The sequence below is a fragment of the Clostridium sp. 1001271st1 H5 genome (assembly GCF_005845215.1).
Lineage (GTDB): Bacteria > Bacillota > Clostridia > Lachnospirales > Lachnospiraceae > Enterocloster.
The window spans coordinates 141,201-157,341 of record NZ_SPHO01000005.1; the positions used below are offsets into that span (position 1 = coordinate 141,201).

15 protein-coding genes are annotated in these 16,141 nt (G+C 48.4%); all 15 read left to right on the forward strand.

The features are described 5' to 3' along the window. The first annotated feature begins 21 nt into the window (after nucleotides 1-21). The 15 genes from FGS84_RS09325 to FGS84_RS09395 all read left to right on the forward strand — a co-directional run bounded on the left by FGS84_RS09325 (nucleotide 22) and on the right by FGS84_RS09395 (nucleotide 16,095). On the forward strand, nucleotides 22-993 hold the full coding sequence (locus FGS84_RS09325; RefSeq protein WP_138307769.1) for a class II fructose-bisphosphate aldolase: 972 nt from the start codon (nucleotides 22-24) through the stop codon (nucleotides 991-993). Further along, the gene (locus FGS84_RS09330) at nucleotides 984-1,940 is read left to right on the forward strand and encodes a class II fructose-bisphosphate aldolase (RefSeq protein WP_138307772.1); all 957 of its coding nucleotides are present in this window, start codon (nucleotides 984-986) and stop codon (nucleotides 1,938-1,940) included. The genes FGS84_RS09325 and FGS84_RS09330 overlap by 10 nt, the downstream gene beginning before the upstream one ends. Then, entirely contained in the window at nucleotides 1,937-3,391 is a 1,455-nt protein-coding gene (locus FGS84_RS09335; protein WP_138307774.1) for a lactate racemase domain-containing protein, read from the forward strand. The genes FGS84_RS09330 and FGS84_RS09335 overlap by 4 nt, the downstream gene beginning before the upstream one ends. A 48-nt stretch (nucleotides 3,392-3,439) precedes the next feature. Further along, nucleotides 3,440-4,657, forward strand: a complete 1,218-nt coding sequence (locus FGS84_RS09340) for a hypothetical protein (protein ID WP_138307776.1) — start codon at nucleotides 3,440-3,442, stop codon at nucleotides 4,655-4,657. Between the two features lie 190 nt (nucleotides 4,658-4,847). Beyond that, nucleotides 4,848-6,530, forward strand: a complete 1,683-nt coding sequence (locus FGS84_RS09345; RefSeq protein ID WP_138307778.1) for a methyl-accepting chemotaxis protein — start codon at nucleotides 4,848-4,850, stop codon at nucleotides 6,528-6,530. A gap of 404 nt (nucleotides 6,531-6,934) precedes the next feature. Next, nucleotides 6,935-8,029: a threonine synthase gene (locus FGS84_RS09350; RefSeq protein ID WP_138307780.1), complete on the forward strand. Its 1,095-nt coding sequence runs from the start codon at nucleotides 6,935-6,937 to the stop codon at nucleotides 8,027-8,029. 45 nt (nucleotides 8,030-8,074) lie between these two features. Beyond that, nucleotides 8,075-8,704 (forward strand): PAS domain-containing protein, encoded by a 630-nt coding sequence (locus FGS84_RS09355; RefSeq protein WP_138307782.1) that lies wholly within the window; start codon nucleotides 8,075-8,077, stop codon nucleotides 8,702-8,704. Between the two features lie 146 nt (nucleotides 8,705-8,850). Further along, nucleotides 8,851-9,486: a GntR family transcriptional regulator gene (locus tag FGS84_RS09360; RefSeq protein ID WP_171042583.1), complete on the forward strand. Its 636-nt coding sequence runs from the start codon at nucleotides 8,851-8,853 to the stop codon at nucleotides 9,484-9,486. 82 nt (nucleotides 9,487-9,568) lie between these two features. Then, nucleotides 9,569-10,657, forward strand: coding sequence for a mandelate racemase/muconate lactonizing enzyme family protein (locus FGS84_RS09365; protein ID WP_138307785.1), 1,089 nt, complete (start codon nucleotides 9,569-9,571; stop codon nucleotides 10,655-10,657). Continuing rightward, nucleotides 10,658-11,674 carry an alcohol dehydrogenase catalytic domain-containing protein gene (locus FGS84_RS09370; RefSeq protein ID WP_138307787.1) on the forward strand — a complete coding sequence of 339 codons (1,017 nt, stop codon included), beginning with the start codon at nucleotides 10,658-10,660 and terminating at the stop codon, nucleotides 11,672-11,674. It begins immediately after the preceding gene. A 13-nt stretch (nucleotides 11,675-11,687) separates the two neighbouring features. After that, entirely contained in the window at nucleotides 11,688-12,464 is a 777-nt protein-coding gene (locus tag FGS84_RS09375) for an SDR family oxidoreductase (RefSeq protein ID WP_138307789.1), read from the forward strand. A 17-nt stretch (nucleotides 12,465-12,481) separates the two neighbouring features. After that, nucleotides 12,482-13,510, forward strand: a complete 1,029-nt coding sequence (locus tag FGS84_RS09380) for a C4-dicarboxylate TRAP transporter substrate-binding protein (protein WP_138307792.1) — start codon at nucleotides 12,482-12,484, stop codon at nucleotides 13,508-13,510. Beyond that, the gene (locus FGS84_RS09385; RefSeq protein ID WP_138307795.1) at nucleotides 13,494-13,979 is read left to right on the forward strand and encodes a TRAP transporter small permease; all 486 of its coding nucleotides are present in this window, start codon (nucleotides 13,494-13,496) and stop codon (nucleotides 13,977-13,979) included. Before FGS84_RS09380 ends, FGS84_RS09385 begins: the two co-directional genes overlap by 17 nt. Next, a complete protein-coding gene (locus FGS84_RS09390; protein ID WP_138307797.1) occupies nucleotides 13,972-15,267 on the forward strand; it encodes a TRAP transporter large permease in 1,296 nt (431 codons plus the stop codon). The genes FGS84_RS09385 and FGS84_RS09390 overlap by 8 nt, the downstream gene beginning before the upstream one ends. A 12-nt stretch (nucleotides 15,268-15,279) precedes the next feature. Continuing rightward, nucleotides 15,280-16,095, forward strand: coding sequence for a sugar phosphate isomerase/epimerase family protein (locus tag FGS84_RS09395; RefSeq protein ID WP_138307799.1), 816 nt, complete (start codon nucleotides 15,280-15,282; stop codon nucleotides 16,093-16,095). The last annotated feature ends 46 nt before the right edge of the window (nucleotides 16,096-16,141 follow it).

Below are 16,141 nucleotides of genomic sequence, written 5' to 3' on the forward strand. Positions count from 1 at the left end.
AAATCAGATAAGGAGAGAATAATGGCACTTGTATTAAATCAGAGAGAGCTTTATCAGCATGCTGTGAGTCATGAATACATCATTCCGGCATTTAATTGTTTTGATATAGAATCCATGCGGGCCATTGTCATGGCAGCGGAGGAGGAGGATTCACCTGTGGTTTTACAGGTCTGCATGGCCATGCATAACAAAGTGCATCCTTTGGGAAAATTTGTTTCATACATAAAGGACTATCTTGCGGATGCAGAGGCCCCGGTTCTGTTGAACCATGACCACATGCAGAAGATAGAAGACTGCATGGAGGCTGTTGACATGGGATTTCCGTCTGTCATGTTTGACGGGTCTCATCTTCTCTTTGAGGAAAATGTGGAAAAGACAAAAAAAGTGGTGGAATATGCCCATGCCAATGGAAGATGGGTGGAAGCTGAACTGGGGAGTATTCCCGGTTTTGAGGATATTATTTTCAATTCCAAGAGCATATACACCAATCCGGAACAAGCAGCAGAGTTCATTGAACGTACAGGCTGTGATTCTCTTTCCGTTGCGGTCGGTACAGCGCATGGAGGAGTTCGTGCTAACGGGCCCCTGGAAATGGACTTTACTCTTCTGAAAGAGATAAAAAGAGCGGCAGGAGCCACGCCATTGGTACTGCATGGAGCTGCTTCACTGCCAAAGGAGTATATCGATGAGGTAAATGCTTACGGAGGCACGGTTGAATATCTGAGTATGTGTCTGGAAACCACGATTGAGAAAAGCCGGCATTATGGCGTGGCTAAGGCCAATATGGATGTGGATAATTTCCTGAAGTATACATACACATTGCGAAAGTTCTTTACAGAGCATTCCGACCAGTTTAATCCCTTTGATTATAATACGCTGGCCAGCAGCGCCATGAAGGAAGCCTGCGCTCATAAAATGAGATATGTGACAAAAAGCGCGGGATTTGGAACCGGATTTATTTGCGGAATGAGAGGGGAAGATAAATGGGTTTAGTTGCCAATCAAAGAAAACTATACGCATTTGCAAGGAAGAATCATTTTATTTTGCCTGCATTTAACTTTTATGATTTGGAGTCCATGCGCGCCATATTTGAGGCGGCACAGGAAATGGATTCACCGGTGATTGCCCAGATATCATTGTCAGCGTATGGGAATCTTGCTCCTATCCATGAGTTTGTTCCTTTTGTCAAAGCAGTGACCGGGCAATACAGTGTACCAATTATGCTGCACCATGATTATCTTCCGGACCTTACATCATGCAGACACGCAGTGGACTTGGGTTTCCAGTCAGTATCCTTTGATGGTTCCGGACTGCCGTACCATGAAAATCTTTACATTACACAGCAGGTAGTTGAATATGCCCATATACATGGGGCTATTGTGGAAGCGGAACTGGGAAATGTTCCCGGAGATGGCTTTGTGGCTGCCAGTGTTTATACAAATCCGTATCAGGCTGCGGAATTTGTGCGAAAAACCGGCTGCGATGCCCTGGCCGTATCGGCAGGCACCTCTCACGGTGGTCTCCGTACAGGGAAGCCTCTGGAAATAGAATACGGATTATTAGATAAAATTAAAGCAGCGGTGGGGGATATTCCGCTGGTTCTTCATGGAGCGGCCTCCAGGCCCGCTGCCTATACTGGCCGCGTCAACCGGTACGGCGGAAGGGTTGAGTATCTCAGCATGGCTCCGGAGGAATCCGTGTCAGAGGTCAGGCATCATGGAGTGGCCAAGATTTATGCTGATATGGACAATTGGCTTAGCGTAACAGGGGCTCTCCGGCAATTCTTTGCGGAAAAACCAGATGTTTTTAATCCCATTCAATATATGCCGGCCGGCGGTCTCGCGATGAAGGAGGCAGTTAAGCATAAGATGGAGTATGTTGCCCGAAGTGCCGGATATGGCCGTGGTTTTTTAGACGATTGCAGGGAGGTCGCAGAATGAAGCTGGAGTTTGAATATGGGAATGGACGGATGGGCGCTGAATTACCTGAGAAGACAGATGTATTTATCCCGGGTACCACAGTAAAGGACCCGCCCTGTATACCAGAGGAGCAGATAATTGAACGGACAAGGGAATCCATCCGCAATCCAATGGGTATGAAGCCGCTATCGGAAACAGCACATAAAGGAAATACGGCAGTGTTTGTTATTCCGGACATTGTGAAGGGAGGCTGTCAGGCAATGTCCCACCGCAAGGTGGCAATACAGGTAATATTGGAGGAACTGTATGCAGCCGGTGTGGAGAAAAAGGATATACTGCTTCTGTTTTCCAATGGGCTGCATCCACGTACCACTGTGCCTGAGATGCAGAAAATCCTGGGAGAACAGCTATTTAATGAATTCTATTATACACATCAGATTACAAGTCATGATTCTGAGGACTATGAACATCTGGCAGATTTGGGTTATACAGCGCGCGGCGACCGTGTACTAATGAACAGATATGTATTTGAGTGTGACATTCCCATCCTTATCGGGCATACCCAGGGAAATCCCTATGGAGGATATTCCGGCGGTTATAAGCATTGCGCCACCGGCATTACACACTGGAGAAGTATTGCCTCTCACCATGTGCCGGATGTTATGCACCGGTCTGATTTCACGCCTGTGTCGGGCCATTCCCTGATGCGCACTAAGTTTGACGAGATAGGTATGCTGATGGAACAGGAGATGGGGCATCCGTTTTTCTGCTGTGATGCAGTGTTGGACACATGGTCCCGGCAGATTGAAATTAATTCCGGGTATGCGGCTATCATGCAGCCAAAATCGTGGATTATGGCCAATAAACGTACGTATGTGCCGTTTGCAAAGGAAAAATATGATGTTATGCTCTTTGGAATGCCATTGGATTTTCATTATGGAAACGGCATGGGAAGCAATCCCATTCAGATGATGCAGGCAATCAGCGCCCAGGTAATCCGCCACAAACGTGTCATGAAGGACAACTGTGTCATTATATGTTCATCAATCTGCAACGGCTACTTCCATGATGAGCGCTGGCCTTATTTACGGGAACTATATGAGATGTTTCAGCATGATTATATGAATGTACTGCCGGATATGAATCGTTACGGTGAATATTTTGCCACCAGCGAGGAGTATATACGGAAATATCGGTTCTGTAATGCATTTCATCCATTCCACGGATTTTCAATGATGTCCTGCGGACATATTGCAGAGATGAATACATCTGCTATTTATATTGTAGGTGCCCAGGAGCCCGGAATTGCCAGGGGGATGGGACTTAAGACACGGGCTACATTTGAGGAAGCTTTGGCTGACGCAATGAAAAAGTATGTGGGACCCAACCCCAGTATACTGGCACTGCCGCAGACTTTTCAATTGGGAGCAGTCCATCTGTGTATGAAGGACGATGACTTAAGTCGTGTTTGATTCATCTGGGCCGGCTGGTTTGGAGCAGTTAAAAAAAGGAGTTGGACAATGAACATCGCCATAAGAAAAATATTTGAAGAAGGTGAGGGAGTGTTCCGGATGGTACCTGCCTTTGTATCAAAAAATTTCAATTCACCTGGAAAGCGGTTAAAACTGCATCCGGATGACTATTATTATTACGGAATGAAGGCAGGGGCAATCATGGAACGATGGTTTTGTTCCATTAATAAGGCTCGCAATCATAATCCGGAGCGAGAAGACGAGGGATTAAGCTATGTACTTGGATTTGATGGGGAACAGATATTGTTTGCGGATGCAGTAAGCGAATTAAAGGAGGAATTGATTGGAAACAGACTTCAAGATACGTATGGGACCTGGCCGGTATTTGCAAAGTTTTTTGATTATGGGAATCCCCTGTTTTTCCATTTCCATCCCGGCGCCGTTGTAGCTGAACGGGTTGGCTGTTCGGCAAAACCCGAATGCTACTATTTTCCGCCGCAGCTAAACAGTCACGCAGGCGCCCGCCCCTCTACTTATTTTGGGTTTAACCCTGACGTTACGAAGGAGGAAATACGCAGCAGAATAGAGCATTTCGGAGATTATGACACACATATAACTTCTTTATCAAAAGCTTATGACCTGGAACTCGGTACGGGCTGGTATATTCCTGCAGGCGTTTTGCATGCACCTGGGTCGCTGCTTACATACGAACCGCAATGGGGAACTGATTTGAATTGTGTATTTGAAAATGTTGTGTGCGGGGAAGTATATTCCACGGATTATCTCAGTGATATTTGCCCGCCGGAAGAGGAAAATAAAGTGGATTATATCATGAATGCGGTTGATTGGGATAAGAACTTTGACCCGGATTTTAAGGCGCATTATTTCAGACCGCCATGCCCTCTTCCTTATAAAGACAAGAATCTTACGGAAAAATGGATATGTTATGGAAATGATTATCTGGCTGCAAAGGAAGTTTCCATTGCCCCTAAATCGACTGTTACCTTAGTGGATGAGGCCGCATATGGATGCGTGGTGATACAGGGATTTGGACTGTTCGGTGCATATAATGCAGAAGCAGTGAACATGATGCGCGCAGGGGACCTGACAGCAGATGAGTTTTTTGTGAGTAAAAACAGCGCGAATAAGGGAATTAAGATTGTAAACAACAGCGTTTCGGAACCCATGGTAATCCTGCAGCACTTTGGACCGGATAATGCAGTTTATGCAACTACAATGACTCCGGCATTAGACAAAACAGTCTGAAAATACAGGTTTATAAATGCGTTGATTCATTTTAAAAATGAACCAGCGCTTTTATTATCTGCAGTTGTTTATGGAAAGAAATCGTGCTATAATCCTTTTAACAAAACATTGCCCACATATATATCAGAATTCAGATACGCTTCTGGCGGGGCTGATGTGAAACTATAAAGAATTCGGGGGTCCGGGTGCGATGAAAAATTTTAAGGTGGGAAAAAAGCTGTTTATTTCTTATTCCTTGGTCCTGGCCATTCTTCTGGCAGGATGTATTGTGAGCATTGTGGATTTAGTAAGACTGGGGAGGCAGATTGAAACATTTTATGACGGCCCCTTTACGGTTAACAGCAGCGCCAATATTATTAATTCAAATTTCGAGAAGATGCAGAAGTCTGTATACCGTGCCATCTCAAACACCAATCCGGAAATCGTGGACGAGGCAATTGCCAGTGCCAAGGATGCTGATTCGGCTATTAAGGAACAGCTGCCGGTGATTGAGGGCCATTTTATGGGAGACACCCAGATTGTAGTCCGTCTGAAGGCAGCTCTTGCCAGGCTTGAGCCCATGCGCGAACAGGTATTGGCCCTGGCAGGGCAGAATAAAAAAGCTGAAGCAGCAGAGTATATGGAGAACAACAACATCTTCGCAATTAAAGAAGCGCAGACAGAGCTGAACCATTTGATTGAGAATGGAAATGCCAAGGGAGAAAGCCTTGTGGACGGTCTGAGGTCCAGGTATATGAATTCAATCATTACCATGGCCATACTTGGAATTGCAGGCGTGGTAATCAGTGCTGTTTTCGGTGTCTACATCGTACGGGGAATCACCGGACCGGTCAAGGAACTGGAACAGGCTGCCCGAAGTCTGGCACAGGGCAGTCTGTCCGATGTGCGGATTGGTTATATATCGGAGGATGAACTGGGAATGCTTGCCCAGGACATGCGCAGCATGGTGGCCATGTGGCAGGATGTGATTCAGGATGAGGCGTATCTTTTAACTGAAATATCCAATGGGAATTTCAATGTGCACAGCAGTAAGAGAGAATGTTATGTAGGAGAATTGAACCAGCTGCTGATGTCCATACAAAAAATTAACAGCGGTTTAAGCGATACCCTGTCTCAAATCAACCAGTCGGCAGCGGAGGTGGCATCCGGCTCTGAACAGGTATCCATGGGGGCGCAGACCCTGGCCCAGGGGACCACGCAGCAGGCAGCGTCCGCAGAAGAGCTTTCCAGTACCATTATGGAGATATCAAATCAGGTTGACAGAAACACAAAAAATGCACAGCAGGCCAGCGCTGATTCCCGTATGGTCCGGCTAAAGGCAGAGGAGAGCAGTGAATGCATGGGGGACATGCTGGAGGCAATGGCAGAAATCAATAAAGAGGCCAATGAAATCTCCAAAATCATCAGAACCATAGAAGATATTGCATTTCAGACCAATATTCTTGCGCTGAATGCGGCAGTGGAGGCAGCACGGGCAGGTGAGCAGGGAAAGGGCTTTTCCGTTGTGGCCGGTGAGGTACGCAGCCTGGCCAATAAATCTTCTGCTGCATCCAAGAGTACGGCTGCCTTGATAGAAAACTCCCTGCGGACAGTGGAAAATGGAAAGGATATAGCCAATAAGACCGCGGTATCCCTGTCAGAGGTCGTCAATGGGGTGGGACGTGTTACGGAATCCTTAAATAATATTGCGGAGGACTCGGCGGGGCAGTCTGAAGCCATCCGTCAGATTACAGAGAGCATTGAGGTGATTTCGGATGTGGTCCAGACGAATTCCGCAACTGCAGAGGAAAGCGCGGCTGCCAGCGAAGAGTTATCTTCCCAGGCACAGATTTTGAGATATCTGGTTGAACGTTTTAAACTTAAGGATGTATAATTAGAAAATTCAGTTTGGCACACAAATGGGCCGGCAGTTTCCTGCCGGCCCATTTCGTATGAGAAAAGTTGTATGAAAAGCATTATGCTTTATAAATTAAATATAGCACTAATGTATGAATAAGATATGAACAGGGTTGACTTTTATTATGTATTTTATCGTATATTTTACTTATGTTTTTTTTAGATGCCGCATAGTCCGGGATAAAAACGGAATATATAAAATAATATATGAATCCATAAAAAAATATTGACAGCATATCCATTATATAGTATATAAAATGATATAAAAATGAAATGAGAACAACAGGGAGACCGAACCCGCAAGGCAGGCAGCTGTACTGATACCATAAGATATAAGCCTGCAAGGCGGAAATAGAGACTGACCCGGCAGAAGGAGGGCGTATGGACTACATCTGTTCAAAATGCGGAAAAAAGGAAACGGTAAATACCAGAAAACCGGCCTGCGGATGCGGAGGGCTGTGGAAACTGGACTATAAGGCGCCGGTGTTCAGGCAGGAGCTGATAGACCGGGACACCTGGGGAATATTCCGATACCGTGCATTCATGCCGCTGTCAGATGAGAGCTGGAAGGAGATTACCCTTGGAGAAGGCATGACTCCGGTTATCCGGTTCTCTGAGGATGTTCTGCTTAAGATGGATTATTTCATGCCCACCCTATCCTTTAAGGACAGGGGAGCAGCGGTCCTGGCGGCCCACTGTAAATCCATAGGTGTGGATTTTGTGGTACAGGACAGCAGCGGCAATGCGGGAAACAGTGTGGCGGCCTACTGTGCAAAGGCAGGCATCGGATGCGAGATATTTGTGCCTGAAGGCACATCGCCCAAGAAGATTGACATGATAAAATCCCATGGTGCAATGGTCCATATTGTTCCGGGTACAAGGGACCGCTGCGCGGATGTGTGCCGGGCCAAAGTGAGGGAAGAGGGGAAATATTATGCCAATCATGTGTACAACCCATTTTTCTATGAAGGCACAAAAACTTATATTTATGAGGTTTACGAGCAGCTTCACCGGATACCGGAGCATCTCTTTGTCCCTCTGGGAAACGGCACCTTATTCATTGGGGTGGTCAAGGCGCTGGAGGAGTTCCTGGAAGGGGGAATCATTGACAGAATGCCCCGGATTGTGGCTGTGCAGAGTGAGAACTGCGCGCCGTTTATAAAGTCGGTTGAGACCAGAAGCAAGGAAGTGCAGCAGGTGGATGTGAAGCCCACGCTGGCAGAGGGAATTGCCATCGGCGTCCCCATGAGGGGTGAGGAAATCCTGGAATCCATTTACAAATATGATATCCCGGTGGTTGCCGCGCCAGAGAACCGGATTCTGGAAGCAAGGTCAGTTCTGGCGGCCAGGGGCATTTACTGTGAACATACAACAGCCGCTTCCTATGCAGCGTATTGCAGATACTGTGAGTTATACGGGCCGGCAAAGGACTCGCTTATATCCATGTGCGGGGCAGGGCTTAAATCCGACCATTGATGAATCCGGTTTGGACAAGTGCATACAACGGCGGAAGGAGGAGCGATGAATTCTATATTGAAAACATATTTTCCTGTTGCTGATATGATAGCAGGAACCTTTGGAAACAGCTGCGAGGTAGTGGTCCATGATTTGTCCAAGCCTGAAAGCTCGGTTGTCCACGTTGCCAATGGCAGCGTGACCGGAAGGCAGGTGGGCCAATCGTTTGACCATCTGGTGCGGCAGGTGCTTCTGAATAAAAATTTTAAGGATGACAAGGTAACCAACTATCTGTTTGAATCCTCTGACGGCAAGAAGGTAAAGTCATCCTCAGCCCTGATACGGGATGAGGCCGGGGAGGTAATCGGCATGCTGTGCATTAACTGCGACCTTACGGCCTGTCAGGTGATGCAGGCCCAGCTCCAATCCTTTTTATGCACAGGACAGGCAGAACCTGAGGCTGAGAAGGATGTGGACCAGGACGTGATGGCTGTGATTGATGAGCTGATACTAAAAATCATCGGGACAGCCGATGTGAAGAACATGACCCGGAAAAAGAGCGTGGAGATTGTCCGGTTTATGGATGAAAAGGGAATCTTCCTTGTTAAGGGGGCTATTGATAAGGTGGCTGCCCTTATGGGAGTGTCCAGGGTGACCATATACAGTTATCTGGATGAGGCAAAGGGAAGACGCTGATTGTGCAGGCAGGGGAATTGTACATTTTGCACAAAAATATGGCTTGTTTTTTTACACAATAATGTTCGAAAAGGACTTGTTAATCAGACACAGCTGTAATATAATCTAAATATGCAAGTGATATATCACAGACAAGGATGGAATTTATGGGATTAGGAAAGACGGATATAGCATATGAGTATTTAAAGAACAAAATCGTTACATGGGAAATTCCGCCCATGTCTGATATATCTGAGGAACAGCTGCAAAAGGAGCTGGATATAAGCAGAACCCCAATCAGGGAAGCCATCCTGAGGCTTGAAAAGGATGGGTTTGTGTATCTCTATCCCCGTAAAGGAACCATTGTGGCGGAAGTCAGCCGTGATTTGGTGGAGGAAATTTACCAGGTGCGGCTGCTGCTGGAGCCATTCATTGCCGAGGAGGCAAGCCACAGTGTCAGCAGGTCATGGTTAAAGGATTTGCGGGAGCGTCTGGCGAACCCGCCGGAGAGCCTGACGGACAGGGAGTTAAGGGTGTATTACATCAATCTGGACCTGGAACTTCATTCCACCCTTCTGGCAAACTGCAGGAACCGTTTTATCCAGAATGAGATGAGGAACGTATACAATCATAACCAGAGAATCCGCTGGAAAGCCTCCAATCCCAGGTCAGGTTATGATAATTCCGTTCAGGAGCATATTGAAATCATTGATGCGCTGCTGAGCGGGGACCCGGATGCGATTCGGGAGGCAACCACACGCCATATTACTGAATCCAAGAAAATTACTTACGGAGCCATGTGAGGCCGGCATGGCTCCGTAGTAAAAAAAACATCTGATATATCAGATGCATATAAAAAATATATAACAAGAAAAGGAGCAGATTATGAAGAACACAATAAAGGATGTAAGGTTTTTTAGGGCAGTTTCCAAGATAAGCAAACCCATTGCAGACTCCACCCATACTATCAGCAAAATCGCCTTCTATGTAGTGGAAGTTACCACGGAGTCAGGGGTAAAGGGTCAGGGGTACCTGCTGTCCTTCCACTATTCACCCAATGCAATTGAGGGCGCCCTGAAGGATATGTGTGAATTTGTCAGGTCCAATTGCTATCAGGTCTATGAGACGGTTAAGGTAAAGAAGGATTGGGACAGGGAGGCGGAATATTTCGGCAATACGGGACTGAATACATGCGCCGTAGCGGCCCTCAACATTGCCATGTGGGATGCCTGGGGACATACCTGCGGCATGCCGGTATGGAAAATGCTGGGTGTGAACCAGACCAGGATTCCGGTGTACGGAAGCGGCGGATGGATTTCCTATACGGATGAGGAATTGCTGGAGGAGGTACTGGACTATAAGGCCAGGGGATTTACTGCGGTTAAGATAAAGGTGGGACATCCGGAGGGCATTGAACGCGACATGCACCGTTTGTCTATCTGCCGGGAGCGTCTGGGAAACAGTGTGAAAATCATGATGGATGCCAACCAGGGCATGGATGTGGTGGATGCGCTGAAGCTTTCCGAACAGGCCAAGGTCATTGGACTTCAGTGGTTTGAGGAGCCGGTACCCCATACTGATTTTGCCGGTTATGAGCTGCTGAGGAATAAATGCGGCATTGCCCTGGCCATGGGAGAGCGTGAATATGACTGCGAGGCCCTTAAAAATCTGATTTCCAGAAATGCGCTGGACCTTTGGCAGCCGGATATTGTCCGTCTGGGAGGTGTGGAGAGCTGGAGGGATTCCGCAGCATTGGCAGAGGCGTACCATCTCCCTGTACTGCCCCATTATTATAAGGATTATGACGTTCCCCTTCTCTGTACCATCAAGACGCCATACGGGGCTGAATCCTTTGACTGGATTGACGGTATCATTGACAATACCATGAAGATTGAGAATGGCTTTGCGTACCCGAGGGAGGGCGCCGGATGGGGCTTTGCATTTAAGGAAGAGGCCCTGGAGGAGGTAAAATAAATGAAGGCGATTTATGTGTCGGAACCTGGTAAAATGGAGATAGTTGACAAAGAAATGCCGCAGATTACAGGCACCACACAGGTTCTGGTGAGAATCACGGCAGCCGGAATCTGCGGGAGCGACATACATATCCTGCACGGCACCCATGCATATGCCACCTATCCCCGTGTCATCGGGCATGAGGGATGCGGCGTCGTGGAGGCGGCGGGAGCGGATGTGACTGATTTGAAGGCAGGGGACCCGGTTGTCATTGAACCCATCCATGGGTGTGATACCTGTTATGCCTGCCGTCACGGACACTATAACTGCTGCCCGGATATTGTGGTGGCAGGTGTCCATGTGGACGGGGTCATGGAAGAATATATGGTGGTGGAGCGGAAACAGCTGCATCCCTATGACCCTGTACTGACACCTGTACAGGCAGCCACAGCCGAACCATACACCATTGGGGCTCAAGCCAATGCCCAGGCGGGAACCATGGCCGGCGACCTGGTCCTTATCCATGGGGCTGGTCCCATTGGCATGATTATCTGCGATATTGCGGAAAGCCTTGGCGCCACTGTCATTGTCAGCGAGGTGAACCAGTCCAGGCTGGACCTGGCCGGTAAGTTCGGGGCAGCCTATACCATTAATCCGGGCAGGCAGGATTTAAGGAAGTCCATTATGGATATCACGAAAGGGGAAGGTGTGAACGTGGTGTTTGAGACCAGCGGTATCCCGGCTCTTACCAGCCTTTCCGTGGAGCTTCTGAGTCCCCACGGCCGCCTGGTGCCCCTTACATTTGCCCCGGAACCCATCCCCATCAATTTCCGTCTGGTCAATAAGAACGAGCTGGTCATTGCCGGCACACGGAACCAGAACAGCAAATTTAAAGAGGTGGTGGACAGCCTTCCCGGGCGCAGGAACAGAATCAATCAGTTAGTGACCCATGTATTCACGGCGGATGAGGTACAGAAGGCATTTGAGACAGCCATGGATAAGAACAGCGGGGCATGCAAAGTAGTAATTACATTTTAGGAGGTAAATATAAATGACATCACGGGAATATGTTGCAGGTCTGTTTGACCTGACAGGGCATGTGGGTATTATCACAGGAGCCAGCAGGGGGCTGGGCCTGGGACAGGCAAAGGTGCTGACAGATGCAGGGGCAACGGTTTACAATTTAGACCTTGCGCCCCATTCAGACGAGGAGGCCATCCGGAAAGGGCATATGACGGATATTGTCTGCGACGTGACAGAATATGAACAGGTACAGAAAGCAGTGGAAGAAATCGCGGCAAAGGAAGGACATCTGGATTTCCTGATTAACAATGCAGGCATAACCTTCAAATGCAGGGCAGAAGAATTTCCGGAGGAACGCCTGGACAAAATCATGGAAATCAACCTGAAGACGCCTCTTATGATAGCGAAAATCTGTTATCCGTACCTGAAGGAATCAGAATACATCGGGCGGATTGTTTCAATTTCATCCATGGCAGCCTACATGGGCTTTACAGGCGTGCTGCCCTATGATATGACAAAGGCGGGGATTCTGGGACTGACCAGGGGACTGGCTGAGGAATGGAAGAATGACAACATCCTGGTGAACAGTGTTGCTCCCGGCTGGTTCCTGACCAAGCTGAACGAGGATATGTTTGAACAGAACCCGGACCGAAAGGCAGCTGCCTTAAGCAAGCCCATGCTGCCAAGGTTCGGCAGGCCGGTGGAAATCGGATACATGATGCTGTTTCTTTTATCCGGCGCATCTACGTATCTGACAGGACATGATTTTACGGTTGACGGAGGAGCTACTTCTCACGGATTCTAAAAGGGAGAGGAAATTTTATGAGGGCAAAAATTTGTTTATTGACAGCTGTATTAGGGGCCGTGCTGCTGTCAGCCGGCTGCGGGGGGAAAAGCGACAGCACAGGCGGGGTAATCCGCATAAGCATAGGGCAGAGCAATAATCCGGGTGAACCGTTTGCAGAGGCCGCTGATTATTGGGCTGAGATTCTGGAAGAGGAGAGCGGGGGAACCATGGTCATGACGCATTATCCCTCCGACCAGCTGGGGTCTAAGACCGACCTGTTCGACCAGATGATTGCAGGGGATGCTGTGATTGCCCCGGGAAGCGCGCCTTTTTTCTCGGATTTGGGGATAGCGGACTTTGGCATTGTCCAGGCCCCCTATCTGTGCGCGTCCTGGGATGAGATGGAACATCTGATGGACAGCAGCTGGTATCTGAATCTGGAAAAGCAGCTGGAGGAAAAGGGGTATAAGGTTATAGCCAGGAACTGGAAGTACGGGACAAGGCATACCTTGACAAAACATCCGGTACAGCATCCGGGGGACTTAAAGGGCATGAAGATACGCGTACCCGACAGTGTGCCTTATGTTAAAACATTTGAGGCAATCGGGGCCAATCCAACGCCTTTATCCATGAACGAGGTCTATCCGGCCCTGCAGCAGGGAACCATTGACGGACTAGAGAACCCACTGCCCACTATTGTCAACGGAGGGTGGCAGGAAGTGGCCAAGTATGTCTTACTGGACGGCCATATCCTGGATATGACATCCATGGTGTGCGGTCTTGATTTCTGGAACAGCCTGACGCCGGAGCAGCAGGATATTCTTCAAAGGACGGCTGAGAAGGCAGGGGAGTATCAGAACCAGCTGATGGTGAAGGCGGAAGAGGACGCGCGTCTGAGACTGGAACAAGCAGGCGTGCAGTTTTCAGAGGCGGATGTGGATGAATTCAGGAAGGCGGCAGAGGTATATTATACCTATGACGAGTTTAAGAACTGGACCCCCGGGCTTTATGACACGGTAAAGGCGATTCTGGCAGAGGAGGAGGAAGATGACAGTGTGGAATAAAATTAAGAACATTGATTTTGTGGTTTCCGGCGTCTGCCTGGCAGGACTTGTGCTTCTGACTGTCATGGGCGTTGTCATGCGCTACGTTGCCCACAATCCATTTACCTGGCTGGAGGAAGTACAGAAAGCCCTCATAACCTGGATTGCCTTTTATGCGGGCAGCGCCGCGTTCAGGACGTCGGGCCATGTTGCCATAGAGATATTAGTGGATGCAATGCCGGAACCGGCGCAGAAAGCCGTTGGATACCTGATTCATGCAGTGGTTGTGGGAACCCTTCTGTTTCTGGCTTACAATGGGCTGTCTCTGGCCATGCTCCATGCAGGTGTGGAAAAGACCACCAACATACTGAAGATTCCCTATTGGTTCATTGATTCGGCAGTACCCATTGGCTGTCTGCTGATGTGTGTGAATTATGTGGTGACAGCTGTCTTTGGCACGGAGGATGAGGAGGTGATTTCCTATGAGTAGCCAGCTTATTGTGATTGCTCTGGTCATTACATTGGCCTGTCTGTTTTTAAAAGTACCTGTATTTATATCCATTATTGCAGGCGCCGGCGTGTACTTTTTTGCGGAACCGGCAGTATCCACTCATCTGATTGTCCAGAGAACCCTGTCGGGTATGCAGAGCGTGCCGCTTTTAGCCGTACCGTTCTTTGTTTACTCTGGAGTACTGATGAACTACGCAGGCGTGACCCAGCGCATCATGGATTTTTGTAATGTGCTTACCGCTGACATGTGGGGAGGACTGGCCCAGGTCAATATTCTTTTGTCCACTCTGATGGGCGGTCTGTCCGGGTCCAGCCTTGCAGATGCAGCCATGGAAGCCAAGATGCTGGTGCCGGAAATGCGCCAGAAGGGAATGAGCAATGAGTTCTCATCTGTGGTCACCGCCTTCTCATCATCCATCACTCCCTTGATTCCGCCAGGCATCGGTATGATTTTATACGGTTCCATAGGAAACGTATCAATCGGACAGCTGTTTATGTCCGGTCTGGTGGTGGGGATTGTTCTGTGCGCTGCCATGATGCTGTTGACAGCGGTTATTGCAAAGAAGCGGGGCTATAAGCCAGAGGCATCCTATAAAAAGGGCGGAAGGAGCCAGGCATTGGGGGCCAGTCTTAAGAGAGCAGTCCTGCCCCTCTGTCTTCCTGTCATCATCATCGGAGGTATCAGGCTGGGAATATTCACGCCCACAGAGGCAGGGGCTGTTGCGGTTGTTTACTCCATTATCCTGGGCTTTATCTATGGGAAACTGAACAGGCGCAACATGGTGGTGGCCCTGAAGGAGACACTGGTGACAACCGGCTCCGTTATGCTGATTGTAGGAGCGGCCTCTGCCCTGGCATGGATTCTCACAAAAGAACAGATTCCCCAGGCACTGACAAGCGCCATGGTTAACACCATTGGGAACAAGTATATTTTCCTGATTGCCGTAAATGTGTTCCTTCTGATTGTGGGAATGTTCATTGAGGGAAATGCAGCTACCATCGTATTGGTGCCCCTGCTGATTCCCATTGCAAGGGCATATGGAATCAATGATATCCAGTTTGCATTTGTATTTATTTTCAACATGGCCATAGGCGCTATCTCACCGCCCATGGGAACCATTATGTTTGTGACCTGCGGCGTTACGAAATGCAAGATTAAGGATTTCCTGAAGGAGTCCATACCTTATTTTGCATTGATGCTGGCAGTTCTGTTGCTGATTACTTATGTTCCGGCCACCACAACGGCCATTATAGATTTATTTTATTAGGAGGATACCTGAATGAAATTCAGCGGTACGGTTACATTACAATACGACACACCTTTTTCACCCTTTAAAGTCACGGAATATGAGTCAGCTTTGGACTGGCTGAAGGAAAGCGGTTTTGACGGCGCAGAGGTCTGTATATCCAATTACAACGGGATTGATGTGCATAAAGTAAAGTCGGATTTAGATAAAAGGGGACTGGGGTGTTCCACCATATCCACGGGACAGGCAAGAGGCCTTGAGAATATTTCGCTTCTTCATCAGGGAGAGGCCCTGAGGACTGCCCAGGAAAGAATGAAACAGCATGTGGATGCGGCTTCTGTACTGGGCTGCAAAGTCACCCTGGGACTTCTCAGGGGACTTGGCACAAGGGGAAATGAACAGGAGGAAAAGGAAATTCTGGCAAGGAATCTCCAGCCGGTTCTCCAATACGCAGAGGACAAGAAGGTCACCATTATGCTGGAGGCAATCAACCGGTATGAGACAGCGCTCTTTAACAGTGCACAGGAGACAGTGGATTTCATAGGAAAACAGTTGGGAAATCCGGACTGCATGGGGATACTTTGGGATATTTTCCATGCAAATATAGAGGATGCCCGGTTTGAAGAGGCAGTGGACTGCATGGGAAAACGGCTGAGACATGTACATATGGCGGACTCCAACCGGATGTTCCCGGGATACGGGCATACGGATTTTGAGAAGATTGTAAAGAAATTAAAAAAAGCCGGATTTTCCGATTACATGTCCTATGAATGCCTTAACCTTCCTTCCGTGGAGCTGGTAAGGCAGGAATCCGGAGCGTTTGTGAGGAAACTTCGTGGTATGGCATGATGTCAGGAAGGAGATTGAGGCCGAAACAAGCGCAGCAAACAATACA